This window comes from Microbispora siamensis, from assembly GCF_016863095.1.
GTDB lineage: Bacteria > Actinomycetota > Actinomycetes > Streptosporangiales > Streptosporangiaceae > Microbispora > Microbispora siamensis.
On record NZ_BOOF01000029.1, the window covers coordinates 137,034 to 163,636 of the forward strand.

Sequence of the window (26,603 nt, forward strand, 5' to 3'; positions counted from 1 at the left end):
CTTACAGCTCTACCGGTTGTAGTACAAGGAGATCCTCCTCCCGTGTCCGCCAAGCGCCTGTCCGCCAACCGCGAGACCGCCGACCGCGCCACCGCCAAGCGCCTGACCGCGCTCGCCGCCGCGGCCGTGGCCGTGACGGCCCTCGCCGGCTGCGCGGGCGGCCAGGCGGCCCAGCCCCGCTCCGGTGACACGCGATTCGTCGCGGGGGACGGCCGCGTCGAGTTCTTCGCCGCCGCGCAGCGTCACAAGGCGCCCGTGATCGAGGGGAAGACCCTCGACGGCGGCACCGCCACGCTGACCGCGGGCAAGGTCCACGTGCTCAACTTCTGGGCCTCCTGGTGCGCGCCCTGCCGGGCGGAGGCGCCCACGCTCAAGGACATCGCGGCGACCACGAAGTCCAAGGGCGTGGAGTTCCTCGGCGTCAACTTCAAGGACCTCGAGGCGTCCGCGCAGGCGTACGACCGGGCCGTCAAGCCCGGCTACCCGAGCATCTACGACCAGAGCGGCAAGGTGCTGCTGCAGTTCCAGGGCACGGTGCCGCCCGCCGCCATCCCCTCCACGCTGATCATCGACTCTCAGGGCCGCATCGCCGCCCGCGCGCTCGGCGCGGTCAAGTACGACGACCTGCTCTCGGCCGTCACCAAGGTGACCGATGAGTGACCTCGGCAGCACCGTCGCGACCGGGTCGCTGCTGCTGGCCGCGCCGATCGCCGCGGCCGCCGGGCTCGTGTCGTTCGTCTCGCCGTGCGTGCTGCCGCTGGTCCCCGGCTACCTGTCGTACGTCACGGGCATGAGCGGCGACCCCAAGCGGGGCCGGATGGTGCTCGGCAGCGCGCTCTTCGTGCTCGGGTTCGCGGTCGTGTTCGTGCTGGGTGGCGCGCTGTTCGGCAGCCTCGGCGCGGCGCTGCACGGCAACGCCGACGTGATCACCAAGGTCCTCGGGGTGGTGACGATCGTCCTCGGGCTGGCCTTCGTGGGAGTCGTCCCCGGCCTCCAGCGTGACCTGCGCATCCACCGGCTTCCCGCGGCCGGGATCGCGACGGCCCCGCTGCTCGGGATCGTCTTCGGCCTCGGCTGGACGCCGTGCATCGGTCCGACGCTGGCGGTGGTGATGACGCTCTCGGTGAACCAGGGCAGCGCGCTGCGCGGCGCCGCCCTCGCCTTCGCGTACGCGCTGGGCCTCGGCCTGCCGTTCGTGCTGGCGGGGCTGGCCTACCGCAAGGCGCTCCACGCGTTCAAGGCGGTGCGCCGCCACACCCCGCTGATCACCAAGGTCGGCGGCGCGATGCTCGTGGCCGTCGGCGTGCTGCTCGTGACCGGGCAGTGGTCGGAGATCATCGTCCACCTGCAGGTGTGGGTCGGCGGCTTCAGGCCGGTGATCTGATGAGCGCCCCCGACGATCTCGCCTCCGCCGTACGGGACGAGCCCGCAGCCGAGGCACAGGCGCAGGAGCGGACGAAGCCCGTCGGCCTGGGCCCGATCGGCTGGTCGCGCTGGGCCTGGCGCACGCTCACCTCGATGCGCACGGCCCTGATCCTGCTGTTCCTGTTCGCGCTCGGCTCGGTCCCCGGGTCCATCTACCCGCAGCGGAGCGTCGATCCGGGCCGGGTCGCGCAGTATTTCAAGGACAACCCGACCCAGGCGAAGTGGCTCGACCGGTTCTGGCTGTTCGACGTCTTCAGCTCGCCCTGGTTCGCCGCGATCTACCTGCTGCTGTTCATCTCGCTCGCCGGCTGCGTGTTCCCGCGCGCGCTGACGCACATCAAGGAGATCCGGCGCCGCCCGCCCGCCGCGCCGCGCAACCTCCTGCGCCTGCCGCACAGCGAGGCGTTCGAGGGCGGTCTCACCCTGGAGCAGGCCGCCGCCGCGCTCAGGCGCAGGCGGTTCCGGGTGGTCACCGGCGACGGCTGGGTGGCGGCCGAGAAGGGCTACCTCCGCGAGACCGGCAATCTCCTGTTCCACGTCGCGCTGCTCGTGCTGCTGTTCGCCGTCGGCGCCGGAGGGCTGTTCGGCTACCGCGGCAACGTGCTGGTGGTGGAGGGCGACGGCTTCTCCAACGCCGTGGCGGCCTACGACCGCTTCATGCCCGGCAGCCGGGTCACCGCCGAGTCGCTGGAGCCGTTCTCCTTCACCCTGAAGGACTTCCAGGCCAGCTACGTCGCCGCGGGGGAGAAGCAGGGCCAGCCGCTCGACTACCTCGCCAAGCTGACCGTGCAGGACTCGCCGACGGCCGCGCCGCGCGAGGTGGACCTCAAGGTCAACGACCCGCTCGACGTGAACGGCACGCTCACCTACCTGATCGGACACGGCTACGCCCCCACGTTCCGGGTGACCGACGGCAAGGGTCAGGTGGCCTACGACGGCCCGGTGCCGTGCCTGGCCGACGACCAGGCCACGTACACGTCCGAGTGCGTGATCAAGGTGCCGGACGCCCAGCCGACCCAGCTCGGGTTCCTGGCGCGCTTCCTGCCCACGACCGTGCCGAACGGCGACGCCTGGGTGTCCGTCTTCCCGGGCGCCGCGAACCCGACCGTGCAGGTCTTCCCGTTCGCGGGCGACCTGGGCCTGAAGTCGGGGCAGCCGCAGTCGGTGTATCAGCTCGACACCACCAACCTGAAGCCGCTCGGCAAGATGTCGGCCCAGCCGACCCCGCTCAACGTGGGCGAGACCAAGGAGCTCGCCGACGGCGCCGGGAAGATCCAGTTCACCGGCGTCAAGGAGTGGATCAGCCTTCAGATCACCTACGACCCGGGCCGGGAGCCCGCCCTGCTGGCGGCGGCCGCCGCGGTGATCGGGCTCGTGCTGTCCCTCACGGTCCGCCGCCGCCGTCTCTGGGTGCGGGTGAAGGACGGGACGGTCACGGTGGGAGGATTGACCCGCACCGAAGGCGGCGGCGCGGCCTTCGCCGAGGAGTTCGCCCAGATCGTCACCGCCCTGCGCGGCGACGCGCCCGCCGACGAGCCGGACGGCCGCGACGCGCCCGCCGGTGACCAGGACGGCGATCGGGGCGGCGAGCCGGACGAGCCCGGGAGCGCCGGGCACGTCGCGCCGGACGCGCCCACCGGAAACGCTGCGCCGGGCACCCGCCCGGACGAGGAGTGAGTGATGCCCGCCGAGGTCAACGAGAGTCTCGCCACGCTGAGCGACCAGCTCATCCTGGTCACCGTCCTGCTGTATCTCGCCGCGATGATCTGCTACGCGCTGGATCTCGCCTTCGGCCGGGCCCGCACGGTCGTGGCCGTACGACGGCGGGAGCTGGTCGGCGCGGGCGGTCCCGCGCTGCCGGAGGACGCGACGGGGGACACAACCCAGGATTCAGGCCCGCAGCCGGCCGCGTGGGCGGTCCGGGCGGGAACCATCGGCGTGGTCCTCACCTGGATCGCGTGGGCCGGCAACCTCGCCGGCATCCTCACCCGCGGCATCGCCGTCGACCGGTGGCCGTGGGCCAACATGTACGAGTTCGTGGTGGCCATCTGCTTCGCCGCCGTCACCGCGTTCCTCGCGCTGCTGATCCGCCAGCCGATCCGCTACCTGGGTGCGTTCGTCACCGTGACCGCGGCGCTCGGGCTGGGCTTCGCCGTGCTGTTCCTGCACGTCCAGGCGGGCCCGGTGATGCCCGCGCTGCACTCCTACTGGATCGCGATCCACGTCACGGCGGCGATCGTGGCCAGCGGGCTGTTCATCGTGGCGGGCGTCTGCGCGATCCTCTACCTGATCCGCAAGGACGGGCGGCCGTCGGTGCTGCCGAGCCGGGAGGGTCTGGAGCGCGTCGCGCACCGCGCGATCGTCATCTCCTTCCCGATCTGGACCTTCGCCGTCATCGCCGGCGCGCTGTGGGCCGACCGGGCGTGGGGCCGTTACTGGGGCTGGGACCCGAAGGAGGTCTGGGCGTTCGTCACGTGGGTGGTCTATGCCGCCTACCTCCACGCCCGGGCGACGGCCGGGTGGCGCGGCAAGGCCGCGATGATCATTTCGCTGGTCGCCTTCGGCTGTCTGCTGTTCAACCTCATCGGCGTCAACATCTTCTTCTCGGGTCTGCACTCCTACGCCGACGTGCCGAAGTGACGGGCGGCGCCTGAGGGAGGGGCGGCGCCCGAGGGGGGCATCAGTCCTCGTCGCGCAGGCGCCGCTCCAGGCTGCGCAGGAACTCGGGGTCGTCGTCGGGGCCGCGGGGCGTGTCGCCGCTCTGGACCCACTGGCCGCCACCCGACGCGTACATGGCGTGACGGGCACGGGGGCGACCCACGAGGAGCCAGGTCAGCGCGCCCACGTCCGCCAGGAAGATCACGATGAGGACCCACATGAACTTGGGGAGGTTGCGCACGTCCTCCTCGGGGGTCGTGATCACGTCGAACAGGCAGTAAAGCCAGAGGGCAAGCAGCGCCAGGCCGATAATCACGCTAGGCATGCCCACACGGTAAGCCATGCCGGCGACTGATCGTGTCGGCCTTCGGGGTGACGGGGACAGCCGGGCATCGTACGGTGGACCGGTACACGGCATGCCGGGAACGCTGAGCCTGACAGAGGGGTGCGATGGCGGAGCCGGGCGACAGGGGCCGCCACCGGCGGGGGTCGCGGTGGTGGCAGCGAGGGCCCTATTGGTCCTCCCACCGCCGTACGGACCTCCCCGAACGCCCTCCCGATCGTGTCACCGACCGTGTCTCCGACCGGGCCGCCGCCGACCGTACGGTGGAGCGCACCCAGGACCGGCCCGCGGAACGGCCGCAGGGCCGTCGCAGGCAGTGGGACGGGCAATGGGGATCCGACTGGCCCGGCTGGCCGCCAGAGCAGCCGGAGCAGCCGGTGGACCGGGCCCACACCGTGACCGCGCCCGTGGTGGACGACCGGCCGCAGTACACCTGGCAGGACTTCGAGCTCGACGACCTGCCGACGCGGGCCGCGCCGCACCCTCCCGACGCGCCCGACCTGCGGGACGGCAGGCGGCACTGCGGGCCGCTGGAGCGCATCCTGTACCGCGAGTGGGACGCCGCGGAAGGGCCTCCCTCCGCCGACGCCGTACGGGCCGTGGACAGCCTGGCGAGCCTGCCCGAGCAGCTCAAGACCAAGCTCGCCATCGGACTCGAAGGCATCTACGTCGGGCGCGGCGGGGTGCCCGACCTGGACGACATGGGCTACCTGCGCGGCGCGCCGCTGCCGTCGGGACGGGCCACCTGGGACATCTGCGCCGGCGCGTACGGCGACCGCAAGATCGTGGTGGGGGACCGGCCGTCGCCCACGCCGGACGTGATGATGCACGAAGTCGGACATGCGCTGGACGACGTGGACGCCGGTCCGGGAGAGTGGGTGTCGGACTCCCCGGAGTTCGCGGCGCTCTACGAGGAGTGCCTGCCGCTGTTCGCGTCGTCGTTCCACCGGCAGCCCGGCGGCCTGGGGCGCAAGGAGTTCTTCGCCGACGCGTTCGCGGCGATCGCGTCCCGGCAGCGTCCGGCCCTGGTCGACATGCTGGGCGGGGACACGCGGGCCGCCCTCAACGTCATGCTCTTCTTCAACCGGCGTTACGGAATCTAGGTGATTCGGATGTACGTGATCCGGCTCGGCGACGGGACGCTGCGCGTGCCCAGGTCACTCACCACGGATGACGGGCGCCTCATCGGCAACGCGTACGTCGAGGTCGCGCCGGGAGAGCCGGACTACGAACGCTGGCTGGCCGAGTCGATCACCGAGGAGGAGGACGCCGAACGGCGGCGCCGCTGGCGTGAGGGCGACGACGCGCTCGAGCAGGCGTTCCTGGCCTTCAAGGCGGAGCAGGACTGACGTTCCCGGCAAGGGAGCAGGACAGGCCGGGGACGCAGAATCGACATGAGGCTGACTCCGGTGACCCTGCGGCGTCCGGGTAGCGCGCAGGATCACCCGGTGCTGGTACTGCGTCAGACTCGCGGGGAGTCGCCGTTCGGCCGTTCGGCCGTGAGGACGTCCTCACCGCGAAGGAGGGCGTGCACTTCCGATTCACGGAACCGCCTGTGCCCCCCGGGGGTACGGATGCTGCTGATGCGCCCGGCCGCGGCCCAACGGGTCACGGTCTTCGGGTCGACCCTGAAGAGAGCGGCAACCTCTCCAGGAGTCAGCAGTCGCTCGCTGCTACTCTCCACAATCTCTCCCCCTCGCGTCCCGCGTCCTGCAGCGGGCGGACAGGTAACCAGTGTGCCGAGCGAAGCCTGATTTATCCGTGGTTTTCGCAGAAGATCACGGGTTGTTACCGGCTCAGTGCCCGATTGTTATATGATAGAGCCTCTTTGGGGCGCTCATGGGTGTTTCTTTACAAAAGCGCCTTGTTGTGAACACTAGCAGTGCCCGCAGCAGATGCGAAGAGAGACCGGCGCGTCGGGAGAGTGACGTAACCTCGACGCTGTGCATCCGGTTGTCGTTTACACCCTTTCGCGCCTCGGCCTGTTCGCCGTGGCCCTCGGCGTCCTGTATCTCGTCGGCCTGCGGTCGTTCCCACTGCTCCTGCTCGCGGTCCTGGTCAGCGGCCTGGCCAGCTATGTGCTGCTGACCAAACAGCGCGACGCGGTGAGCGAGCGCATCGCCGGGAAACGGCGGGAGGCGGGGAAGAACTAGGTCGTCGGGAACATGCCGACGCGGGCATGGTACTCATGCCCGAGCTCCGTCGTGTCGCTTCCCACCAAAAGACCTGTCTTTACGGTCAGGAAGGCCTTTACCCCGATTCCCCTTTCCCGCGTGGGGTTCCAGCGCAGCGCCCTGCCCGTGACCGGGTCGATCGCCCCGATCCCGGGCCGGTGGACCGCTCCGGGACCGGCCGTGTCGGCGCCCCTCGGGTTGTCCAGCCAGCGCTGATGTCCGCCCACGTAGACGGCGGACCCCGTGACCGCGACCGCGTACAGGGAGTCCCCTCCGGTCAGGTTCACCCAGGTCGGACGGACCGCCTCGCCCTTCGCGTACGTCTCGAACCTCGCGGCCGAGTCGCACAGCTTGGACGTGCGCGGCGCCGGCCCGCCCGTCGTGACGACCACGAAGTAGCGCCCGTCGGGAGACAGGTCGAGCCCCCGCACGTACGACGGGAAGTCCGGCTTGCACGCCGGGGCGTACGCCTCGGTGCGCCAGTCGGCCACCCGCCCGGTCGTCAGGTCGATCACGCCGAGCTGCGGGCGGCGCAGGCCGTCGAGCATGGTGAACGAGCCGTCCACCACTAAGCGGTCGCGGACCGCCGCCATCGCGTAGATCCGGGGATCGCCGCGGCGCCCGTCGCCGGGCGTGACGGTGAACCGGGGGTCCACCGTGCCGGTCTCGGCGTCCACCCGGGCCAGCGCGGTGCGCGGGCTGCGGCCGATCCTGCTGAAGTCGCCGCCGACGTAGAGCGCGCCGCCCAGCCGTACGAGGCTGGTGACCTCCCCGCCGTAGACGGGGGCGGAGAAACCGTCGACGGGGGCGCCGTCGGACACGCGGAGGCGGACCAGTCCCCGGGAGGGCGCGCCGAACGCGCCGCCCACGAAGACCGTGCCGCCGGGACCTGCGGCCAGCGCGGCCACCGGCCCGTCGAGGTCCGGTGCGAAGTCGCGCAGGACGCGCCCGGTGTAGAGGTCGAAGGCGAAGACGTTCGCCCGCGGCAGGTCCTCCCCGCCCCAGGCCTCGCGGACCGCGCTGAACTCGCCGCCCACGACGACGGTGCGGCCGACCAGCGCGAACGCGGTGACGATGCCGTCCAGCACGTGCGGAGTGGTGTTCACCGGGTTCTCCGAGACCACGCGGGGCTGCGGCACCCCGGCGGACACCGGGACGGCGGGCTGGACGGCGGCGCATGTGACGAGCGATGCGACTGGGAGCAGTGCGGTGGTGACGCGCATTCCCCAATTTCTAGCAGACGCAGCGTAATCGGAGAACTACGTTCCGCTCATCCGGTGGCGGCGGTGAGGGGGCGCGCCCGTCGCCGCCTAGGCTTGCGTGCATGACGCGCGCATCGCTGGACAAGCAGCCGCACGAGGTCGCCGCGATGTTCGATCGCACGGCCCGGCGCTACGACCTGGTCAACGACGTCCTCTCGCTCGGCCAGGACCGCCTGTGGCGGAAGGCCACCGCGGCGGCGATCGACGCCGGGCCCGGCGAGCTGGTCCTCGACCTCGCCGCGGGCACCGGCACCTCGACCGACGCGTTCACCGCGCTCGGGGCGCGGGCGATCGCCTGCGACTTCTCGCTCGGCATGCTCCGCACGGGCGTCGAGCGGCGCGGCGGCTCCGGCCTGTACGGCGGGGGCGTGCGCGGGGTGACGTTCGTCGCGGGCGACGCGCTGCGCCTGCCGTTCCGCGACGACACGTTCGACGCGGTGACGATCTCCTTCGGCCTGCGCAACGTGGCCGACACCGGGCAGGCGCTGCGCGAGATGCTGCGGGTGACCCGCCCGGGCGGCAGGCTGGTGATCTGCGAGTTCTCCCGGCCGACGCCCAAGTCGTTCGACCTCGTCTACTCGCAGTACCTGATGAAGCTGCTGCCGCCGGTGGCCCGGATGGTCAGCTCGAACCCCGACTCCTACGAGTACCTCGCCGAGTCGATCCGGGCCTGGCCCGACCAGGAGGCGCTGGCGGGGATCATCCAGGAGGCCGGCTGGCGGAAGGTGGCCTGGCGCAACCTCACGCTCGGCATCGTGGCCCTGCATCGGGCGGTCAAAGCGTGATGAGGCGTGCTTGGCCATACCCCTCTGACACTGTGCGCCGGATAGGGGTTAGACTGCGGCGCGACAGTTTGTGAAGTTGTTCACAAAGGCACGAAGGTCTAAACCAATTCGAGGCCTTCCTTCCCTGGAACGGATAGGTCCCCCGTGAGCGAGCAAGCCCGCGTGACGCGGAGAGATGTCGACGCCGACGTCATCGTCGTCGGTGCGGGTCCCGCGGGTGCGACGACGGCCTTCCACCTCGCCCGCGCCGGTCTCGACGTACTGCTGCTGGAGAAGACGCGCTTCCCGCGTGAGAAGGTCTGCGGTGACGGGCTGACCCCGCGGGCGGTGAAGGAACTCGTCGCCATGGGCGTCGACATCGACGCGCCCGGCTGGATCAGGAACAAGGGGCTGCGCGTCTACGGCGGCGGCGTGCGCCTCGAACTCGACTGGCCCGAGCTGTCGAGCTACCCCGACTTCGGCCTCGTGCGCACCCGCGCCGACTTCGACCAGATCCTCGCCAGGCACGCCGAGCGCGCGGGCGTCCGGCTGCGCGAGGGCGTGAACGTTACAGGCCCGGTGCTCGACGAGCGCAGCGGTCACGTCGTGGGAGTGACGGCCAAGGCGGACGGCGAGGAGGTGTCCTACCGCTCGCGGCTCGTGGTGGCGGCCGACGGCAACTCGACCCGGCTGTCGATCGCGATGGGCCTGCACAAGCGCGAGGACCGCCCGATGGGCGTGGCGGTGCGCACCTACTACAAGAGCCCCCGGCACGACGACGACTACTTGGAGACGTGGCTCGAACTGTGGGACGGCGACCGGCTGCTCCCCGGCTACGGCTGGATCTTCCCCGTCGGCGACGGCACCTCCAACGTCGGCCTCGGCCTGCTGAACACCAGCGAGGCGTTCAAGAACATCGACTACCGCGACCTGCTGCGGCGCTGGATGAAGAACACGCCGGCGGAGTGGGGCTTCACCGACGAGAACATGACGGGCCCGATCAGGGGCGCCGCGCTGCCGATGGGCTTCAACCGGCAGCCGCACTACACCCGCGGGATGGTTCTCGTGGGCGACGCGGGCGGGTCGATCAACCCGTTCAACGGCGAGGGCATCGCGTACGCCATGGAGACCGGCCGGACCGCGGCCGAGGTGATCGTCCAGGCGCTGTCCCGGCCGACGCCCGCCCAGCGTGAGCGCGTGTTACTTGCCTACCCGCGTATCCTCAAAGACGCCCATGGGGGATACTTCACCCTCGGCCGCCTGTTCGTGGAGGCGATCGGAAGGCCGGGAGTGATGAGCTTCGCCACCCGGCACGGGATGCCCCATCCCACCCTGATGAGATTCGCCTTCAAGCTGCTCGCTAATCTCACAGACCGGCGGGGCGACGCCTCCGACCGCATAATCAACGCCCTGTCCAAGGTGGCTCCGCCATCATGACCGAAGCCAGCATGACTGAAGCCCGCATGACCGAGACGACGCGCACATCGCCGCCGGCCCCGCAGGTGGCCGCCCGGCCGGCCGCGCTCTCCGGCATTCTCGTGATCGCCCAAATTCACCGAGTAAGCGAGGACATGTAGCCATGGAGCTGTATGTGCCGATCGTGGTGCTCGCGGTCCTCGCGGCGGGATTCGCCGTGTTCTCCGTGAGCATCGCGCCCTTCACCGGGCCGAAGCGCTGGAACCGCGCGAAACTGGACGCCTACGAGTGCGGCATCGAGCCCACTCCGCAGCCGGTCGGCGGCGGCCGCTTCCCGCTGAAGTACATGATCACCGCGATGCTGTTCATCGTGTTCGACATCGAGATCATCTTCCTCTATCCGTGGGCGGTGGCCTTCGACAAACTCGGCGTGTTCGGGCTCGTCGAGATGGTGCTGTTCATCGTCACCGTTCTCGTGGCGTACGCCTATGTGTGGCGGCGTCGCGGCCTCGATTGGGATTAGCCATGGGTCTTGAAGAGAAACTCCCGAGCGGGTTCGTCCTCACCACCGTCGAGCAGGTGGCCGGCTGGGCCCGGAAGAACTCCGTCTGGCCTGCGACCTTCGGTCTCGCGTGCTGCGCCATCGAACTGATGGCCACCGGCGGCCCGAAGCACGACCTGGCCCGCTTCGGCATGGAGCGCGCCTCCGCGTCCCCGCGCCAGGCCGACCTGATGATCGTGGCCGGTCGCCTGTCGCAGAAGATGGCGCCCGTCCTCCGCCAGATCTACGACCAGATGGCCGAGCCCAAGTGGGTCATCGCGATGGGCGTCTGCGCGTCCAGCGGCGGCATGTTCAACAACTACGCCATCGTGCAGGGCGTGGACCACGTGGTGCCGGTCGACATCTACCTGCCCGGCTGCCCGCCGCGCCCGGAGATGCTGATCGACGCCATCGTGAAGCTGCACGACAAGATTCAGAACATGAAGTTCGGCGCGCACCGCGAGAAGCAGATCGAGGAGCTGGAGCTCCAGGCGCTGCGTACGCTGCCGCTGATCGACCAGGGGGCCGGAAAGTGACCACCGAGAACCTGCCCGGGCTGCCCGAGGAGCCCGTCGCCCGCAGGGGCATGTTCGGCGTCAAGGACAGCGGCGACACCTCCGGCTACAACCGCCTGGTCGTCCGCCGTCCGCCGAAGCTGTCCAGCAGCCGGCCGTACGGGTCGTACTTCGACGAGGTGGCCGACGCGCTGGAGCCGGCGTTCGCCGACGCCATCGAGCGCGTGGTCGTCGACCGCGGCGAGATCACCTTCCACGTGCGGCGCGAACGGCTGCCCGAGGTGATGCGGCACCTGCGCGACGACGCGGCGCTGCGGTTCGAGCTGTCGCTCGGCGTCTCGGGCGTGCACTACCCCGAGGAGACGGGCGCGGAGCTGCACGCCGTCTACCACCTGTGCTCCATCACGCACAACCGGCGCATCCGGGTGGAGGTCTCCTGCCCCGACGCCGACCCGCACATCCCCTCCACGGTTCAGGTCTACCCCACGCACGACTGGCATGAGCGCGAGACGTACGACTTCTTCGGAATCGTCTTCGACGGCCACCCGGCGCTGACCCGGATCGAGATGCCGGACGACTGGGAGGGGCACCCGCAGCGCAAGGACTATCCGCTCGGCGGAATCCCGGTCGAGTACCGCGGCGCCGAGGTCCCCGCGCCGGACCGGAGGAGGTCGTACTCGTGAGCATCCGCGACGACCTGCACGAGTGGACGAGGGCAGCGAGGAGAGCGTCGTGAGCACCACCGAGACCGAGGGCCGGATCTACGACGTCGCCGGTCAGGACTGGGACGAGCTGGTCAAGACCGTTAGCGAGTCGGCCGACGAGCGCCTGGTCGTCAACATGGGCCCGCAGCACCCGTCGACCCACGGCGTGCTCCGGCTCGTGCTGACCCTCGACGGCGAGACCGTGACCGAGGCCCGCACGGTGATCGGCTACCTGCACACCGGCATCGAGAAGAACATGGAGTATCGGACGTGGACCCAGGGGGTCACGTTCGTCACCCGCATGGACTATCTCGCGCCGATCTTCAACGAGACCGCCTACTGCATGGGCGTCGAGAAGCTCCTCGGGATCACCGACAGGATCCCGGACCGGGCGCAGGCCATCCGGGTCCTGACGATGGAGCTCACCCGGATCTCCTCGCACCTGGTCGCGATCGCGACGTTCGGCATGGAGCTGGGCGCGACGACGCCGATGCTGTTCGGCTTCCGCGAGCGCGAGATGGTGCTCGACCTGATGGAGTACATCACCGGTCTGCGGATGAACATGGCGTACGTCCGGCCGGGCGGCGTCAGCGTCGACCTGCCGGCCGGCGCGGTCGACAAGATCGGTGAGTTCCTCAAGATCATGCCCGGGCGGATCAAGGAGATGCGCAAGCTCCTCGACGCCAACCCGGTCTACACCCGGCGCACCAAGGACGTGGCCTACCTCGACCTGACCGGCTGCATGGCGCTCGGCGTCACCGGGCCCATGCTGCGCGCCGCCGGCCTGCCGTGGGACCTGCGCAAGTCGCAGCCCTACTGCGGCTACGAGACGTACGAGTTCGAGGTGCCGACGCAGAACACCTGCGACGTGTACGGCCGCTACCTCGTCCGCGTGGCCGAGATGGAGGAGTCCCTCAAGATCATCGAGCAGGCGCTCGACCGGCTGTCCGGCCCGCTCAAGGGCGGCCCGGTGATGATCGATGACAAGAAGATCGGGTGGCCGTCGCAGCTCGCGCTCGGCCCCGACGGTCTCGGCAACTCGCCCGACCACATCGCCCACATCATGGGCAGCTCCATGGAGGCTCTGATCCACCACTTCAAGCTGGTGACCGAGGGCTTCCGGGTGCCGGCCGGGCAGGCGTACGCCTCGGTCGAGTCGCCGCGCGGCGAGCTCGGCGCGCACGTGGTCAGCGACGGCGGCACCCGGCCCTACCGGGTCCACTTCCGCGACCCGTCGTTCACGAACCTGCAGGCGGTGCCCGCGACGTGCGAGGGCGGCATGGTCGCCGACGTCATCTCCGCGGTCGCCTCGATCGACCCGGTCATGGGAGGTGTGGACCGATGAGTTACGCGCCCGAGGTCCGCGAGCGTCTGGAGACGGACGCCAAGGAGATCATCGGCCGCTACCCCCGGCCGCGTTCGGCGCTGCTGCCGCTGCTGCACCTGGTGCAGTCGGAGGACGGCTACATCTCCGACGACGGCCAGGAGTTCTGCGCCGAGATGCTGGGCCTGTCCAAGGCCGAGGTCGTGGGCGTCGCGACCTTCTACACCATGTACAAGCGCAAGCCCGCCGGCGAGTACAACGTCGGCGTCTGCATCAACACGCTGTGCGCGGTCATGGGCGGCGACGAGATCTGGGAAGAGCTCAGCGAGCACGTGGGCGTCGGCCACGACGAGACCACGGCGGACGGCAAGATCACGCTGGAGCGGCTGGAGTGCAACGCCGCCTGCGACTTCGCGCCGGTCATGATGGTCAACTGGGAGTTCTTCGACAACCAGACGCCGGAGTCGGCCAAGCAGCTCGTCGACGACCTGCGTGCGGGCAAGGAGGTCGCGCCCACGCGCGGCCCGCGCCGGCTGTGCACGTTCAAGGAGGCGTCCCGGGTCCTCGCCGGTCTGCCCGACGGCCAGGCCGGTGACGGCCCGTCGGCCGCCGGCCCGTCGCTGGAGGGCCTGAAGGTCGCCAAGGCCAACGGCTGGGAGGCCCCCAAGGCCGAGGGGAGCGCGGAATGACCACCCTTACGCCGGTCCTGACCAGGAACTGGGACCGGGCCGACTCGTTCACCCTCGACGGGTACGGCGAGTACGCGGCCGCGAAGAAGGCCCTGGGCATGGAGCCCGACGCCGTCATCCAGATGGTGAAGGACTCCGGCCTGCGCGGCCGCGGCGGCGCGGGCTTCCCGACCGGCATGAAGTGGGGCTTCATCCCGCAGGGCGACGGCAAGGCCCACTACCTCGTGGTCAACGCCGACGAGTCCGAGCCGGGGACCTGCAAGGACATCCCGCTCATGATGGCCAACCCGCACGCGCTGGTCGAGGGCGTGATCATCGCGTCCTACGCCATCCGGGCCAACCACGCGTTCATCTACATCCGCGGCGAGGTGCTCCACGTCATCCGCCGGGTGCAGGCCGCGGTCCGGGAGGCGTACGAGAAGGGCTACCTCGGGTCGGACATCCTCGGCTCGGGCTACGACCTCGAACTCGTCGTGCACAGCGGCGCCGGGGCGTACATCTGCGGCGAGGAGACCGCGCTGCTCGACTCGCTGGAGGGCTACCGCGGCCAGCCTCGGCTCAAGCCGCCGTTCCCGGCGGTCGCCGGCCTGTACGCGTGCCCGACCGTGATCAACAACGTCGAGTCGATCGCGAGCGTGCCGAGCATCGTGGCCAACGGCGCCGACTGGTTCGCCGGGATGGGCACCGAGAAGTCCAAGGGCTTCGGCATCTTCTCCCTGTCGGGCCACGTGACCCGGCCGGGCCAGTACGAGGCCCCGCTGGGCATCACGCTGCGCGAACTGCTCGACATGGCGGGCGGCATCCGCGAGGGCCACGAGCTGAAGTTCTGGACGCCGGGAGGCTCCTCGACGCCGATCTTCACGGCCGAGCACCTCGACGTGCCGCTCGACTTCGAGTCGGTCGGGGCCAAGGGCTCGATGCTGGGCACCCGCGCCCTGCAGATCTTCGACGAGACGACCTGCGTGGTCCGGGCCGTCCTGCGCTGGACCGAGTTCTACGCGCACGAGTCCTGCGGCAAGTGCACCCCGTGCCGCGAGGGCACCTACTGGCTCAAGCAGGTGCTCAAGCGGCTGGAGAAGGGCCAGGGCTCCGAGGAGGACCTGGCCACGATCACCGACATCGCCGACAACATCCTCGGCCGCTCGTTCTGCGCCCTCGGTGACGGTGCCACGAGCCCGATCCACTCGTCGGTGAAGCAGTTCCGCGACGAATACCTCAAGCACTTCGAGATCGGCGGCTGCCCGTTCGATCCCGCCGCTTCCACGGTGTGGGGGTCCAAGTGACAGTTCAGACGACGCAGCCGGAGCAGCCGGTCGTGGACATGGTCACCCTGACCATCGACGGCTTCCAGATCAGCGTCCCCAAGGGCACGCTGATCATCCGGGCCGCGGAGCTGCTGGGGATCCAGATCCCCCGGTTCTGCGACCACCCGCTGCTCTCGCCGGCGGCCAACTGCCGTCAGTGCCTGGTCGACATCCCGGACGCGGGCAACGGCCGCGGCTTCCCCAAGCCGCAGCCGTCCTGTGCGATCGAGGTCGCCGAGGGCATGGTGGTCAAGACGCAGCTCACCTCGCCGGTGGCCGAGAAGGCCCAGCGCGGCGTGATGGAGATGCTGCTGCTGAACCACCCGCTCGACTGCCCGGTCTGCGACAAGGGCGGCGAGTGCCCCCTGCAGAACCAGGCCATGTCGAACGGCCAGGGCGAGAGCCGGTTCGTCGAGCAGAAGCGGACGTTCGAGAAGCCCGTCCCGCTGTCGAGCGAGGTGCTGCTCGACCGCGAGCGCTGCATCCAGTGCGCGCGCTGCATCCGGTTCTCCGAGCAGATCGCCGGTGACCCGCTCATCGACTTCTTCGAGCGCGGGGCCAAGGAGCAGGTGGGCGTCGCCGACGGCGAGCCGTTCCAGTCCTACTTCTCGGGCAACACCATCCAGATCTGCCCGGTGGGCGCGCTGACCGGCGCGGCCTACCGGTTCCGCTCCCGCCCGTTCGACCTGGTCTCCACGCCGAGCGCGTGCGAGCACTGCGCGTCGGGCTGCTCGCTGCGCACCGACCACCGCCGCGGCAAGGTCACCCGCCGCCTGGCCGGGGACGACCCGCAGGTCAACGAGGAGTGGAACTGCGACAAGGGCCGGTGGGCCTTCACCTACGCCACCGCGCCCGACCGCCTGCGGTCGCCGCTGGTCCGTGACGAGAGCGGCAAGCTCGTCCCCACCTCCTGGCCGGACGCGCTGGCCGTCGCCGCCGAGGGCCTGCTGCGGGCCCGCGGCAAGGCCGGCGTGCTGGTCGGCGGGCGGCTCACGGTCGAGGACGCCTACGCCTACAGCAAGTTCGCCAGGATCGCCCTCGGCACCAACGACATCGACTTCCGGGCCCGCCCGCACTCCGAGGAGGAGACGCGCTTCCTCGCCCACGCCGTGGCCGGCAAGGGCATCGAGGTCTCCTACGCCGACCTGGAGACGGCCCCGGCCGTGCTCCTGGCCGGGTTCGAGCCCGAAGAGGAGTCGCCGATCGTCTTCCTGCGCCTGCGCAAGGCGGCGCGCAAGCGGGGCCTGAAGGTCTACTCGCTGGCGCCGTTCGCCACGCCGGGCCTGGCCAAGATGAAGGGCACGCTGATCCGCACGCGGCCCGGCGCCGAGGCCGAGGCGCTCGGCGACCTCGTCGGCGGCGACCTGCTGCCCGAGGGCGCGATCATCCTCGCCGGTGAGCGGCTCGCCACCGCCCCCGGCGCCCTGTCCGCGCTCGTACGGCTCTCGCAGGCCACCGGCGCCCGGCTCGCCTGGGTGCCGCGCCGGGCCGGTGAGCGTGGCGCGCTGGAGGCGGGCGCCCTGCCGGGCCTGCTGCCGATCGGCCGCCCGGCCGCCGACGAGACCGCCCGCGCGGAGGTCGCCCGGGTGTGGGGCGTCGCCTCGCTGCCCGAGGAGCCCGGCCGCGACACCGCCGGCATCATCGAGGCCGCGCTGAACGACGAGGTCGACGCGCTGGTCGTGGCGGGCGTGGACCCCTACGACCTGCCCGACCCGGCCAGGGCCCTGGCGGCGCTGGAGAACACGCCGTTCATCGTCAGCCTGGAGATCCGCGCCAGCGCGGTCACCGACCGGGCCGACGTGGTCCTGCCGGTCGCCGCGGTGGCCGAGAAGTCCGGCACGTTCGTCGACTGGGAGGGCAGGGGCCGCTCGTTCGGCGTGGCCACGGCCGTCCCCGGCCTGATGAGCGACCTGCGCGCCATCGCCTCGATCGCCGACCAGATGGACGTCCACCTCGGCCTGCCCGACCCCGCCGCCGCCCGGCGCGAGATGGCCGCGCTCGGCGCGTGGAAGGGCACCCGCCCGGCCGCGCCCGCGGTCACCGGCCGCCCGGTCAGGGAGCCGCAGGCGGGCGAGGCCGTGCTGGCGACCTGGCACCTGCTGCTCGACGACGGCCGGATGCAGGACGGCGAGCCCTACCTGGCGGGGACCGCCCGCACGGTGGCGGCGCTGCTGTCGGAGGCGACGGCCGCCGAGATCGGCGCGGTGGACGGCGGGAAGATCACCATCGGCGACGACGTGGTCGTCCCGGTGCGGATCGCGGACCTGCCCGACCGGGTCGTGTGGCTGCCGTCCAACTCCGCCGGCCTGTCGGTCACCCGCGACCTGCGCGCGGTGGGCGGCGACATCGTAACGATCGGGAGCGTGTCGTGAACAACGTACCCACGCTGAACGACTTCGGCCATGATCCCCTGTGGATCAGCATCATCAAGGCCGTCGCGATCTTCGTGTTCCTGATGCTGGGCGTGCTGTTCGGCGTGTGGACCGAGCGCAAGCTCATCTCGCGCATGCAGCACCGCTACGGCCCCAACCGGGCAGGCAAGTTCGGCCTGCTGCAGTCGGTGGCCGACGGCCTGAAGATGGGCCTGAAGGAAGACATCATGCCACGCACCGTGGACAAGGTGATCTACTTCCTGGCCCCGGTCATCATCGCCGTCCCGGCCTTCCTGGCCTTCTCCGTCGTGCCGTTCGGGCCGATGGTGTGGATGTTCGGCCACAAGACGCCGCTGCAGCTCACCGACCTGCCGGTCGCGGTCCTGCTGGTCCTGGCCACCGCCTCGATCGGCGTCTACGGCGTCGTGCTCGCCGGGTGGGGCTCCCGCTCGCCGTACGCGATCCTCGGCGGCCTGCGCTCCAGCGCCCAGGTCGTGTCGTACGAGATCGCGATGGGCCTGTCGTTCGTCGCGGTGTTCCTCCAGGCGGGCACGCTGTCCACCTCGGAGATCGTGGCGAAGCAGGCGAGCGGCGGCACCTGGGACATCTTCGGACTGTCGATCCCGGCGCCGTCCTGGTACGTGGTCTCGCTGATCCCGTCCTTCCTGATCTACGCGATCACGATGCTGGGCGAGACGAACCGCGTGCCCTTCGACCTCCCCGAGGGCGAGGGCGAGCTGGTCGGCGGCTTCCACACCGAGTACTCCTCCTCGCTGAAGTTCGCGATGTTCATGCTCGCCGAGTACGTGAACGTCTTCACGGTCTCGGCGATGGCGATCACGCTGTTCTTCGGCGGCTGGCGGGCCCCGTGGCCGATCTCCCTGTGGGACGGCGCGAACTCCGGCTGGTGGCCGATGCTGTGGTTCTTCATCAAGCTGGTCATCGCGTTCGGGTTCTTCGTCTGGGTGCGCGCCTCGCTGCCGCGTGTCCGGTACGACCAGCTGATGGCCTTCGGCTGGAAGGTGCTGATCCCGCTCAACCTGGGCTGGATCCTGCTGGCCGCCACGTTCAAGGCGCTGCGCATGCCCGAGGCCGACCGGGCGATCATCCTGACCATCGGGGCGGTCGTCATCATCGGCGCCTTCGCGATCTGGCTGCGGTTCGACACGGTCAACCAGCGCCGCAGGGAGGCCAAGGCGGCCGCGATCGAGGAGGAGTTCGAGCAGCTCCGCGAGGAGCCGACCGCGGGCGGGTTCCCGGTGCCGCCGCTCGACGCCCCGCACTACCACGGAGTCGTGCCCGCCGCGCGCCTCAATTCCGACGCCGCCAAGGAGGTGACCAGTGGGAGCAACTGATTGGCTGAACCCGATCAAGGGATTCGGCGTCACCTTCCACCACATGTTCAAAAAGCCGGTGACCGTCAACTATCCCGAGGAGAAGCGGCCCACCGCGCCGCGCTTCCACGGGCGGCACCAGCTGAACCGGTGGCCCGACGGCCTGGAGAAGTGCGTCGGCTGCGAGCTGTGCGCCTGGGCCTGTCCGGCCGACGCCATCTACGTCGAGGGCGGCGACAACACCGACGAGGAGCGTTTCTCGCCGGGTGAGCGGTACGGCCGCGTTTACCAGATCAACTACCTGCGCTGCATCCTCTGCGGGCTGTGCATCGAGGCGTGCCCCACCCGGGCGCTCACGATGACCAACGAGTACGAGCTCGCCGACTCCAGCCGCGAGTCGTTGATCTACACCAAGGAGATGCTCCTCGCGCCGCTCGGACCGGGCATGGAGCAGCCGCCACACCCGATGCGCCTCGGCGAAACCGAGGAGGACTACTACCGGTTGGGTCGAAGCAATGGGTGAGTCCATCACGTTCTGGGTGCTCGCGGTCGTCTCGGTGATCGCCGCGCTCGGACTCGTCTTCAGCCGCAGGGCCGTCTACTCGGCCCTCATGCTCGGCGTCGTCATGCTCTCGCTGGCGGTGCTGTACGCGGTTCAGGACGCTCCGTTCCTGGCGGCGGTGCAGATCATCGTCTACACCGGCGCGGTCATGATGCTGTTCCTGTTCGTGCTCATGCTCGTGGGCGTGGACTCGTCCGACTCCCTCGTGGAGACGATCAAGGGCCAGCGGTTCTGGGCCATCGTGGGCGGGCTCGGCTTCGCCGTCCTGCTCGCCGCCGGAATCGGCAACGCGGTCGTCGGCCCGGCCAAGGGCCTGGCCGCGGCCACGCAGGCGGGCAACGTGCCCTCCCTGGCCGAGCTGATCTTCACGCGCCACGTGTTCGCCTTCGAGGTCACCTCGGCGCTGCTGATCACCGCCGCGCTCGGCGCGATGGTGCTCGCGCACCGGGAGCGCGCCGAGGCCAAGCCGACGCAGAAGGACCTGTCCCGGCAGCGCTTCGTCGCCTTCGGCAGGACGGGCAAGAACCCGGCGCCGCTGCCCGGCCCCGGCACCTACGCCCGGCACAACGCCATCGACATGCCGGCGCTGCTGCCCGACGGGTCGGTCTCGCCGCTGTCGGTCAACCGGTACATCGCCCGGTACGAGGAGTCCCAGGGCATCCTGCCTCCGGAGGTCGCCCGCGTGCTGGAGCAGGAGGAGGCCGCGCAGCAGCGCGCCGCCGGGCACACCAACGGCCACAGCACGCCCACCGTGGCCGAGGAGGCCAGGGACGGTGGCCCCGACACCGAGCCCATGGACGAAGAGGGTGTCGTGGCCGGCCGGGTCGTCCGCCCGCGCGGTGAGTCCGTGAGGGAGTCCCTGAGCGAGGAGGACGGCAAGTGACCACGCACTATCTGGTGCTCTCCGCGCTGCTGTTCGCCATCGGCGGCGTCGGCGTGCTCGTACGGCGCAACGCCATTGTCGTGTTCATGTGCGTCGAGCTCATGCTCAACGCCTGCAACCTGGCGTTCGTCACCTTCGCCCGGCAGAACGGCAACCTCGACGGCCAGCTCATCGCGTTCTTCGTGATGATCGTGGCCGCCGCCGAGGTGGTCATCGGCCTGGCCATCATCGTGACGATCTTCCGAACCCGCAGGTCCGCGTCGGTCGACGACGTCAGCCTGCTGAAGTACTAAGAGGTGGCCGTGGAACCCGCTGAGATCATCCAGCACTCCGGCGGAGCGATCGGAGCAGCCTGGCTCATGATCGCTCTGCCCCTGGTGGGAGCGGCGGTCCTCCTGCTTGGCGGCCGGAGGACCGACAAGTTCGGCCACCTGCTGGGCGTGCTCATGGCCGTCGCGTCCTTCGTGGTGGCGGCGCTGTCGTTCGCGCAGCTGCTCGGCTTCGCCCCCGGCGAGCGCCGCCGCGGGATCGAGCTGTACGACTTCATCCCGGGCCTGGCGAAGGTGGGCCTGCTGGTCGACCCGCTCTCGATCTCGTTCTGCCTGCTGATCACTTTTGTGGGCTCGCTGATCCACATCTACTCGATCGGCTACATGGCGCACGACCCGAACAGGCGGCGGTTCTTCGCCTACCTCAACCTGTTCGTCGCGGCGATGCTCCTGCTGGTGCTGGCCGACAACTACGTGGCCCTGTTCGTCGGCTGGGAGGGCGTCGGTCTGGCGTCGTACCTGCTGATCGGGTTCTGGCAGCACAAGCCCTCGGCGGCGACCGCGGCCAAGAAGGCGTTCATCGTCAACCGCGTCGGCGACTTCGGCCTGCTGATCGGCATCTTCACGATCTTCGCGACGTTCCACACGCTGGCCTTCAACGACGTCCTCGCGAACGCCGACAAGGCGTCCTCGGGCACGCTCACCGCGATCGGCCTGCTGCTGCTGGTCGGCGCCTGCGGTAAGTCGGCGCAGCTCCCGCTGCAGTCCTGGCTCCTCGACGCGATGGAGGGCCCGACGCCGGTCTCGGCCCTCATCCACGCCGCGACCATGGTCACCGCCGGCGTCTACCTGATCGTCCGGTCCGGCCCGATCTTCCAGGGCGCCGAGACCGCGCAGCTCGTGGTGACGATCGTCGGCGTCGCGACGCTGCTCGCCGGTGCGATCATCGGTACCGCCAAGGACGACATCAAGAAGGCGCTGGCCGGTTCGACGATGTCGCAGATCGGCTACATGGTGCTCGCCGCGGGCATCGGCCCGGCGGGCTACGCCTTCGCGATCGCGCACCTGATCACGCACGGCTTCTTCAAGGCCGACATGTTCCTCGGCGCGGGCTCCGTCATGCACGCCATGAACGACGAGGTCGACATGCGCAAGTACGGCGCGCTACGCAAGGTCATGCCGGTCACGTTCGTGACGTTCCTTATCGGCTACCTGGCGATCATCGGGTTCCCGCTGCTGTCCGGCTACTTCACCAAGGACGGCATCATCGAGACCGCGATGGAGCACAACGCGATCCTCGGCTGGCTGGCCGTGCTCGGCGCGGGCATCACCGGCTTCTACATGTCGCGCCTGGTGTTCATGACGTTCTTCGGCGCCAAGCGCTGGGAGCCCACGGCCCACCCGCACGAGTCGCCCGCCGTCATGACCTGGCCGCTGATCATCCTGTCGGTCGGCGCGATCGGGCTGGGCGCGTTCCTGGTGCTGGGCAACCGGTTCATGACCTTCCTCTCGCCGGCCGTCGGTGCGCCGGAGGAGATGCCGTCGTTCCACCCGTTCAGCCTCACCGGTCTGGTCACGCTCGCGCTCGTCGCGATCGGCGCGGCCTTCGCCTGGGTCAAGTACGGCAGGGCCGAGGTGCCCGCGGTCGCCCCGCGCGGCTCGTTCCTCACCGTCTTCGCCCGTCGTGACCTGTACGGCGACGCCCTGAACGAGGCGCTGTTCATGCGCCCCGGCCAGTGGCTGACCCGCCTGGCCGTGTTCTTCGACAACCGCGGCGTCGACGGCCTCGTGAACGGCCTGGCCGCCGGCATCGGCGGTACGTCCGGGCGTCTGCGCAGGGTCCAGACCGGGTTCGTCCGCTCGTACGCGCTGTCGATATTCCTGGGCGCCGCCGTCCTGGCCGGTGCCTGGCTCGTCGTAGGGAACCTGTGATGCCCTGGCTTTCAACCCTGATGGGCGTGTCCGTACTCGGCGCGCTGGGCGTGACCCTTGTCCGCAACGACAAGCTCGCCAAGCAGTTCACCCTCGTGGTGTCGCTGATCGTGCTGGCGCTGACCGTCGCCATGGCGGTCCAGTTCAGCCCGAACGGCGACAAGTTCCAGTTCGCCGAGACGTACGACTGGATCCCCGCGTTCGGCGTCCACTACGGCGTCGCCGTGGACGGCATCGCCCTGGTGCTGATCCTGCTGTCGGTGATCCTCGTGCCGATCGTGGTGCTCGCCTCCTGGCACGACGCCGAGGCCGGCAAGCGTTCGGTCCGGACGTACTTCTCGCTGCTGCTCGTGCTCGAGGCCATGATGATCGGCGTCTTCGCGGCGACCGACGTCTTCCTCTTCTACGTCTTCTTCGAAGCCATGCTGATCCCGATGTACTTCATGATCGGGTCGTACGGCGGGGCGCAGCGGTCGTACGCGGCCGTGAAGTTCCTGCTGTACTCGCTGTTCGGCGGGCTCCTGATGCTGGTGGCGGTGATCGCGCTCTACTCGATCGCCGGCAAGGGCACGTTCATGTTCTCCGACCTGGTCGGGACCATCCAGGACGTGACGACGCAGAAGTGGCTGTTCCTCGGCTTCTTCATCGCCTTCGCGATCAAGGCGCCGCTGTGGCCGTTCCACACCTGGCTGCCGGACGCCGCCGCGCAGGCCCCGGCCGGCGCCGCCGTCCTGCTGGTCGGCGTGCTGGACAAGGTCGGCACGTACGGCATGCTGCGCTTCTGCCTCGAGCTCTTCCCCGACGCCGCGAAGTTCTTCACGCCGCTGGTCATCACGCTGTCGGTGATCGGCATCGTGTACGGCGCGATCGTGGCCATCGGGCAGACCGACATGAAGCGGCTCATCGCGTACACCTCGGTGTCGCACTTCGGCTTCATCGCGATGGGCGTGTTCGCCATGACCACCAGCGCGGGCTCGGGCGCCACGCTCTACATGGTCAACCACGGCTTCTCGACCGGCGCGCTGTTCCTGATCGCGGGCTTCCTCATCTACCGCAGGGGCTCGCAGTTCATCGCCGACTACGGCGGCGTGCAGAAGGTGGCCCCGATCCTCGCCGGGACGTTCCTGGTGGCCGGTCTGTCCAGCCTCTCGCTGCCCGGTCTCAGCACGTTCGTCAGCGAGTTCATGGTGCTGACCGGCACCTACCAGCGGTACGTCGTCCCGGCCGTGATCGCGACGGTCGGCGTCATCCTCGCCGCGATCTACATCCTGTGGATGTACCAGCGGACGATGAACGGCCCGACGGCCGAGTCGGTCAAGTCGCTGCCCGACCTCAACGCCAGGGAGAAGTGGGTGGTGGCGCCGCTCGTCGCGCTGCTGCTGGTGTTCGGCTTCTATCCCAAGCCGCTGCTCGACGTGATCAACCCCGCCGTGAAGGACACGCTGTCGAGCGTCTCCGTCACGGACCCGAAGCCGGCCGTACCCGTTGCTCAGGAGGGCCAGTAGTGAACGGCACCATTCAGGCGCCGAGTATCGAGTACGCCCTGCTGGCGCCGGTACTCGTCGTCTTCGGCGCGGCGATCGTCGGCGTGCTGGTGGAGGCATTCGCCCCGCGCTACCTGCGCTCGGCGATCCACCTGCCGCTCACGCTGCTGTCGCTGGCCGGCGCGTTCGCGCTGGCCGTCTGGCAGGCGGTCAAGGGCGTGCCCACCAAGCCCGCCGCGATGGGCGCGGTGGCCGTGGACGGCCCGGCCCTGTTCATCTGGGGCACGATCCTCATCCTGGCCTTCGTGAGCGTGCTGCTCATCAAGGACGAGGAGCACTTCGTCGGCTCCGCGGCGGCCGTGCCCGGCTCGGCCGAGGAGGAGCAGTCGCTCGTCGAGCGCGCCGCGCACACCGAGGTCTACCCGCTGCTGCTGTTCGCGGTCGGCGGCATGCTGCTGTTCCCTGCGGCCAACGACCTGCTCGTGGCGTTCGTCGCCCTCGAGGTCATGTCGCTGCCGCTGTACCTGCTGTGCGGCCTGGCCCGGCGCCGCCGCCTGCTGTCGCAGGAGGCCGCGGTCAAGTACTTCCTGCTCGGCGCGTTCTCCTCGGCCTTCTTCCTGTACGGCACGGCCCTGATCTACGGCTACGCCGGGTCGGTCGACCTCGCGAAGATCAACCAGGCGCTGGGGTCGGTCGGCGGCCAGGACACGCTGCTCTACATCGGCGCGGCCATGCTCGGCGTCGGCCTGCTGTTCAAGATCGGCGCTGCGCCGTTCCAGTCGTGGAAGCCGGACGTCTACCAGGGCTCGCCCACGCCCATCACCGCGCTGATGGCCTCCGGCACCCTGGTGGCCGCCTTCGGCGCGCTGCTGCGGGTGTTCTGGGTCGGCCTGGGCGGTCTCGACTGGGACTGGCGTCCGGTGCTCTACGGTGTGGCGATTCTCACTATGGTGGTCGGCGCGGTCCTCGCGATCACGCAGACCGACATCAAGCGGATGCTGGCCTACTCGTCGATCGCGCACGGCGGCTTCCTGCTCATCGGTGTCATCGCCACCGGTCACACCCAGGCGGAGAACACCTCGGCCCTGTCCGGCCTGCTGTTCTACCTGGTGGCGTATGGTTTCACCACGGTCGGCGCGTTCGCCATCGTCACGATGGTGCGCGACGCGGGCGGCGAGGCGTGGCACCTGTCCCGGTGGGCCGGGCTGGGCAAGCGTTCGCCGCTGCTGGCCGGGACGTTCGCGTTCTTCCTGCTGGCCTTCGCCGGCATCCCGCTCACCAGCGGGTTCTTCGGGAAGTACGCGATCTTCCAGGCGGCCGTCGCCAACGGCGCCACGCCGCTGGTCATCATCGGTGTGGTGGCCTCGGCCGTCGCCGCGTTCTTCTACGTCCGTGTGATCGTGCTGATGTTCTTCAGCGACCCGGCCGCCGACGGCCCGTCCGTCGTGCTGCCCTCGCGGGGGACCGCGGCTGTGGTCGGTATCGCGGCATTGGCTACGGTAGTTCTCGGGGTGTACCCCCAGCCCGTGCTGGACCTCGCGCACACGGCTGCACAGTCCCTGTTCGTCCGATAGGAGATCTCCGTATGGCCGCGCCGCCCGTAGTGGACATTCCCCTCGTCGACGAGCGGCTGGCCGACGACCTCGCGGGCGGGCTCGCGGCGGTGGAGAAGCTGCTGCTCTCGTCGGTCGAGAGTGAGGACGCCTTCGTCACCCAGACGTCCAGGCACCTCATCGAGGCGGGCGGCAAGCGGTTCCGGGCGATGCTCGTGCTGCTGGCCGCCCAGTTCGGCAACCCGGACGCCCCGGGCGTCGTGCCCGGGGCCGTCGTCATCGAGCTGACCCACCTGGCCACGCTCTACCACGACGACGTGATGGACGAGGCCCCGGTGCGCCGGGGCTCCCCGTCCGCCAACGCCCGGTGGGACAACACCGTGGCCATCCTCACCGGCGACTACCTGTTCGCCCAGGCGTCGGAGATCCTCGCCGACCTCGGCAGCGAGCTCATCCGGATCCAGGCGCGTACGTTCTCCCGCCTGGTGCGCGGCCAGATCCGCGAGACGATCGGGCCCGCCGAGGGCCGCGACGCGATCGCCCACTACATCAGCGTGCTGGCGGACAAGACCGGCTCCCTCATCGCCACCTCGGGCCGCTTCGGGGCCATGCTCGCCGGCGCTCCCGCCGACGTGGTCGAGCGCCTGGCCGACGCCTGCGAGGCGATCGGCGTGGCCTGGCAGCTCGGCGACGACCTCATCGACGTGGCCGCGCCCACGGCCGACTCGGGCAAGACCCCCGGCACCGACCTGCGCGAGGGCGTCCGCACGCTGCCCGTGCTGTACGCCCTGGCCTCCGACGACCCCGCCGACTCCCGGCTGCGCACCCTGCTGTCGGGGCCCGTGGCCGAGGAGGACGTCGAGGAGGCGCTGACGCTGCTGCGGGCCAACCGGGCCATGGACCAGGCCCGCGAGGAGCTCGTCCGCTGGACCGACCGGGCCAAGGAGGCCCTCGCTGGCCTGCCCGACATCCCGGCCCGTACGGCCCTCATCGCCCTGTGCGACTACGTCGTCGAGCGCACCGGCTGACCATCTCGTAGGGGATCATTGGCCGGGTGAGGATCACCCGGCTCGCCGCCTTGTGCCTCGTAGCCGT

28 protein-coding genes are annotated in these 26,603 nt (G+C 70.0%); 25 read left to right on the plus strand and 3 right to left on the minus strand.

Annotated elements, in window-relative coordinates:
* The first annotated feature begins 42 nt into the window (after nucleotides 1–42).
* The 4 genes from Msi02_RS24255 to ccsB are packed head-to-tail and all read left to right on the plus strand — an operon-like array spanning nucleotide 43 to nucleotide 4,065.
* Nucleotides 43–660 (plus strand): TlpA family protein disulfide reductase, encoded by a 618-nt coding sequence (locus Msi02_RS24255; RefSeq protein ID WP_239108660.1) that lies wholly within the window; start codon nucleotides 43–45, stop codon nucleotides 658–660.
* Nucleotides 653–1,384 (plus strand): cytochrome c biogenesis CcdA family protein, encoded by a 732-nt coding sequence (locus tag Msi02_RS24260; protein WP_204050400.1) that lies wholly within the window; start codon nucleotides 653–655, stop codon nucleotides 1,382–1,384. Before Msi02_RS24255 ends, Msi02_RS24260 begins: the two co-directional genes overlap by 8 nt.
* On the plus strand, nucleotides 1,384–3,102 hold the full coding sequence (gene resB, locus Msi02_RS24265) for a cytochrome c biogenesis protein ResB (protein WP_204050401.1): 1,719 nt from the start codon (nucleotides 1,384–1,386) through the stop codon (nucleotides 3,100–3,102). The genes Msi02_RS24260 and resB overlap by 1 nt, the downstream gene beginning before the upstream one ends.
* Nucleotides 3,103–3,105: 3 nt before the next feature.
* On the plus strand, nucleotides 3,106–4,065 hold the full coding sequence (ccsB, locus tag Msi02_RS24270) for a c-type cytochrome biogenesis protein CcsB (RefSeq protein WP_079315569.1): 960 nt from the start codon (nucleotides 3,106–3,108) through the stop codon (nucleotides 4,063–4,065).
* A gap of 40 nt (nucleotides 4,066–4,105) precedes the next feature.
* Here the strand turns inward: ccsB and Msi02_RS24275 are convergent, their stop codons facing one another.
* Nucleotides 4,106–4,408, minus strand: a complete 303-nt coding sequence (locus Msi02_RS24275; RefSeq protein WP_204050402.1) for a PLD nuclease N-terminal domain-containing protein — start codon at nucleotides 4,406–4,408, stop codon at nucleotides 4,106–4,108.
* 125 nt (nucleotides 4,409–4,533) lie between these two features.
* Between Msi02_RS24275 and Msi02_RS24280 the strand changes: the two genes are divergently transcribed.
* Nucleotides 4,534–5,529, plus strand: coding sequence for a hypothetical protein (locus Msi02_RS24280; protein WP_204050403.1), 996 nt, complete (start codon nucleotides 4,534–4,536; stop codon nucleotides 5,527–5,529).
* 9 nt (nucleotides 5,530–5,538) lie between these two features.
* Nucleotides 5,539–5,775, plus strand: coding sequence for a hypothetical protein (locus tag Msi02_RS24285; protein WP_030506849.1), 237 nt, complete (start codon nucleotides 5,539–5,541; stop codon nucleotides 5,773–5,775).
* A gap of 113 nt (nucleotides 5,776–5,888) precedes the next feature.
* Here Msi02_RS24285 and Msi02_RS24290 read toward each other — a convergent pair whose 3' ends face one another.
* Complete coding sequence (locus Msi02_RS24290) at nucleotides 5,889–6,110, minus strand: BldC family transcriptional regulator (protein ID WP_079315524.1); 222 nt, start codon at nucleotides 6,108–6,110, stop codon at nucleotides 5,889–5,891.
* A gap of 259 nt (nucleotides 6,111–6,369) precedes the next feature.
* On the opposite strand from Msi02_RS24290, the gene Msi02_RS24295 reads away from it, so the two are divergent.
* The gene (locus Msi02_RS24295) at nucleotides 6,370–6,579 is read left to right on the plus strand and encodes a DUF4229 domain-containing protein (RefSeq protein ID WP_079315523.1); all 210 of its coding nucleotides are present in this window, start codon (nucleotides 6,370–6,372) and stop codon (nucleotides 6,577–6,579) included.
* Here Msi02_RS24295 and Msi02_RS24300 read toward each other — a convergent pair.
* Entirely contained in the window at nucleotides 6,576–7,823 is a 1,248-nt protein-coding gene (locus Msi02_RS24300; protein ID WP_239108661.1) for a hypothetical protein, read from the minus strand. The genes Msi02_RS24295 and Msi02_RS24300 overlap by 4 nt on opposite strands.
* Before the next feature lie 101 nt (nucleotides 7,824–7,924).
* Here Msi02_RS24300 and Msi02_RS24305 point away from each other — a divergent pair, with 101 nt between their 5' ends.
* The 18 genes from Msi02_RS24305 to Msi02_RS24390 all read left to right on the plus strand — a co-directional run bounded on the left by Msi02_RS24305 (nucleotide 7,925) and on the right by Msi02_RS24390 (nucleotide 26,536).
* On the plus strand, nucleotides 7,925–8,647 hold the full coding sequence (locus Msi02_RS24305) for a demethylmenaquinone methyltransferase (RefSeq protein WP_079315521.1): 723 nt from the start codon (nucleotides 7,925–7,927) through the stop codon (nucleotides 8,645–8,647).
* Nucleotides 8,648–8,809: 162 nt separating this feature from the next.
* Nucleotides 8,810–10,063: a geranylgeranyl reductase family protein gene (locus tag Msi02_RS24310; RefSeq protein WP_204050404.1), complete on the plus strand. Its 1,254-nt coding sequence runs from the start codon at nucleotides 8,810–8,812 to the stop codon at nucleotides 10,061–10,063.
* On the plus strand, nucleotides 10,060–10,203 hold the full coding sequence (locus Msi02_RS24315; protein WP_179155203.1) for a hypothetical protein: 144 nt from the start codon (nucleotides 10,060–10,062) through the stop codon (nucleotides 10,201–10,203). The genes Msi02_RS24310 and Msi02_RS24315 overlap by 4 nt, the downstream gene beginning before the upstream one ends.
* 2 nt (nucleotides 10,204–10,205) lie before the next feature.
* Nucleotides 10,206–10,565 carry an NADH-quinone oxidoreductase subunit A gene (locus Msi02_RS24320; RefSeq protein WP_079315519.1) on the plus strand — a complete coding sequence of 120 codons (360 nt, stop codon included), beginning with the start codon at nucleotides 10,206–10,208 and terminating at the stop codon, nucleotides 10,563–10,565.
* A gap of 2 nt (nucleotides 10,566–10,567) precedes the next feature.
* Entirely contained in the window at nucleotides 10,568–11,119 is a 552-nt protein-coding gene (locus Msi02_RS24325) for a NuoB/complex I 20 kDa subunit family protein (RefSeq protein ID WP_079315518.1), read from the plus strand.
* Nucleotides 11,116–11,781 carry an NADH-quinone oxidoreductase subunit C gene (locus Msi02_RS24330; RefSeq protein ID WP_079315517.1) on the plus strand — a complete coding sequence of 222 codons (666 nt, stop codon included), beginning with the start codon at nucleotides 11,116–11,118 and terminating at the stop codon, nucleotides 11,779–11,781. Before Msi02_RS24325 ends, Msi02_RS24330 begins: the two co-directional genes overlap by 4 nt.
* 49 nt (nucleotides 11,782–11,830) lie before the next feature.
* The gene (locus tag Msi02_RS24335; protein WP_204050405.1) at nucleotides 11,831–13,147 is read left to right on the plus strand and encodes an NADH-quinone oxidoreductase subunit D; all 1,317 of its coding nucleotides are present in this window, start codon (nucleotides 11,831–11,833) and stop codon (nucleotides 13,145–13,147) included.
* Nucleotides 13,144–13,815: an NADH-quinone oxidoreductase subunit NuoE gene (gene nuoE / locus Msi02_RS24340; RefSeq protein WP_079315516.1), complete on the plus strand. Its 672-nt coding sequence runs from the start codon at nucleotides 13,144–13,146 to the stop codon at nucleotides 13,813–13,815. Before Msi02_RS24335 ends, nuoE begins: the two co-directional genes overlap by 4 nt.
* Nucleotides 13,812–15,098, plus strand: a complete 1,287-nt coding sequence (gene nuoF, locus Msi02_RS24345) for an NADH-quinone oxidoreductase subunit NuoF (protein ID WP_204050406.1) — start codon at nucleotides 13,812–13,814, stop codon at nucleotides 15,096–15,098. Before nuoE ends, nuoF begins: the two co-directional genes overlap by 4 nt.
* Nucleotides 15,095–17,491 (plus strand): NADH-quinone oxidoreductase subunit G, encoded by a 2,397-nt coding sequence (locus Msi02_RS24350; protein ID WP_204050407.1) that lies wholly within the window; start codon nucleotides 15,095–15,097, stop codon nucleotides 17,489–17,491. The genes nuoF and Msi02_RS24350 overlap by 4 nt, the downstream gene beginning before the upstream one ends.
* Nucleotides 17,488–18,846: an NADH-quinone oxidoreductase subunit NuoH gene (gene nuoH, locus Msi02_RS24355; RefSeq protein ID WP_079315514.1), complete on the plus strand. Its 1,359-nt coding sequence runs from the start codon at nucleotides 17,488–17,490 to the stop codon at nucleotides 18,844–18,846. The genes Msi02_RS24350 and nuoH overlap by 4 nt, the downstream gene beginning before the upstream one ends.
* A complete protein-coding gene (gene nuoI, locus Msi02_RS24360) occupies nucleotides 18,833–19,348 on the plus strand; it encodes an NADH-quinone oxidoreductase subunit NuoI (protein WP_139574090.1) in 516 nt (171 codons plus the stop codon). Before nuoH ends, nuoI begins: the two co-directional genes overlap by 14 nt.
* Complete coding sequence (locus Msi02_RS24365) at nucleotides 19,341–20,270, plus strand: NADH-quinone oxidoreductase subunit J (RefSeq protein ID WP_079315512.1); 930 nt, start codon at nucleotides 19,341–19,343, stop codon at nucleotides 20,268–20,270. Before nuoI ends, Msi02_RS24365 begins: the two co-directional genes overlap by 8 nt.
* Nucleotides 20,267–20,563: an NADH-quinone oxidoreductase subunit NuoK gene (gene nuoK, locus Msi02_RS24370; RefSeq protein ID WP_030506864.1), complete on the plus strand. Its 297-nt coding sequence runs from the start codon at nucleotides 20,267–20,269 to the stop codon at nucleotides 20,561–20,563. The genes Msi02_RS24365 and nuoK overlap by 4 nt, the downstream gene beginning before the upstream one ends.
* Nucleotides 20,564–20,629: 66 nt before the next feature.
* Nucleotides 20,630–22,471 carry an NADH-quinone oxidoreductase subunit L gene (gene nuoL, locus Msi02_RS24375; RefSeq protein ID WP_204050440.1) on the plus strand — a complete coding sequence of 614 codons (1,842 nt, stop codon included), beginning with the start codon at nucleotides 20,630–20,632 and terminating at the stop codon, nucleotides 22,469–22,471.
* On the plus strand, nucleotides 22,471–23,976 hold the full coding sequence (locus tag Msi02_RS24380) for an NADH-quinone oxidoreductase subunit M (RefSeq protein ID WP_204050408.1): 1,506 nt from the start codon (nucleotides 22,471–22,473) through the stop codon (nucleotides 23,974–23,976). The genes nuoL and Msi02_RS24380 overlap by 1 nt, the downstream gene beginning before the upstream one ends.
* A complete protein-coding gene (nuoN, locus tag Msi02_RS24385) occupies nucleotides 23,976–25,529 on the plus strand; it encodes an NADH-quinone oxidoreductase subunit NuoN (RefSeq protein WP_204050409.1) in 1,554 nt (517 codons plus the stop codon). Before Msi02_RS24380 ends, nuoN begins: the two co-directional genes overlap by 1 nt.
* 11 nt (nucleotides 25,530–25,540) lie before the next feature.
* A complete protein-coding gene (locus Msi02_RS24390; protein WP_079315509.1) occupies nucleotides 25,541–26,536 on the plus strand; it encodes a polyprenyl synthetase family protein in 996 nt (331 codons plus the stop codon).
* The last annotated feature ends 67 nt before the right edge of the window (nucleotides 26,537–26,603 follow it).

Coding starts and splice junctions, on each gene's coding strand:
- Msi02_RS24325 (WP_079315518.1), top strand. CDS start 10,568: ATGGGTCTTGAAGAGAAACTCCCGAGCGGGTTCGTCCTCACCACCGTC.
- resB (WP_204050401.1), top strand. CDS start 1,384: ATGAGCGCCCCCGACGATCTCGCCTCCGCCGTACGGGACGAGCCCGCA.
- Msi02_RS24280 (WP_204050403.1), top strand. CDS start 4,534: ATGGCGGAGCCGGGCGACAGGGGCCGCCACCGGCGGGGGTCGCGGTGG.
- Msi02_RS24300 (WP_239108661.1), bottom strand. CDS start 7,823: ATGCGCGTCACCACCGCACTGCTCCCAGTCGCATCGCTCGTCACATGC.
- nuoL (WP_204050440.1), top strand. CDS start 20,630: ATGATCGCTCTGCCCCTGGTGGGAGCGGCGGTCCTCCTGCTTGGCGGC.
- Msi02_RS24305 (WP_079315521.1), top strand. CDS start 7,925: ATGACGCGCGCATCGCTGGACAAGCAGCCGCACGAGGTCGCCGCGATG.
- Msi02_RS24275 (WP_204050402.1), bottom strand. CDS start 4,408: ATGCCTAGCGTGATTATCGGCCTGGCGCTGCTTGCCCTCTGGCTTTAC.
- Msi02_RS24380 (WP_204050408.1), top strand. CDS start 22,471: ATGCCCTGGCTTTCAACCCTGATGGGCGTGTCCGTACTCGGCGCGCTG.
- Msi02_RS24390 (WP_079315509.1), top strand. CDS start 25,541: ATGGCCGCGCCGCCCGTAGTGGACATTCCCCTCGTCGACGAGCGGCTG.
- Msi02_RS24365 (WP_079315512.1), top strand. CDS start 19,341: ATGGGTGAGTCCATCACGTTCTGGGTGCTCGCGGTCGTCTCGGTGATC.
- Msi02_RS24285 (WP_030506849.1), top strand. CDS start 5,539: ATGTACGTGATCCGGCTCGGCGACGGGACGCTGCGCGTGCCCAGGTCA.
- Msi02_RS24315 (WP_179155203.1), top strand. CDS start 10,060: ATGACCGAAGCCAGCATGACTGAAGCCCGCATGACCGAGACGACGCGC.
- nuoE (WP_079315516.1), top strand. CDS start 13,144: ATGAGTTACGCGCCCGAGGTCCGCGAGCGTCTGGAGACGGACGCCAAG.
- Msi02_RS24260 (WP_204050400.1), top strand. CDS start 653: ATGAGTGACCTCGGCAGCACCGTCGCGACCGGGTCGCTGCTGCTGGCC.
- Msi02_RS24320 (WP_079315519.1), top strand. CDS start 10,206: ATGGAGCTGTATGTGCCGATCGTGGTGCTCGCGGTCCTCGCGGCGGGA.
- ccsB (WP_079315569.1), top strand. CDS start 3,106: ATGCCCGCCGAGGTCAACGAGAGTCTCGCCACGCTGAGCGACCAGCTC.
- nuoF (WP_204050406.1), top strand. CDS start 13,812: ATGACCACCCTTACGCCGGTCCTGACCAGGAACTGGGACCGGGCCGAC.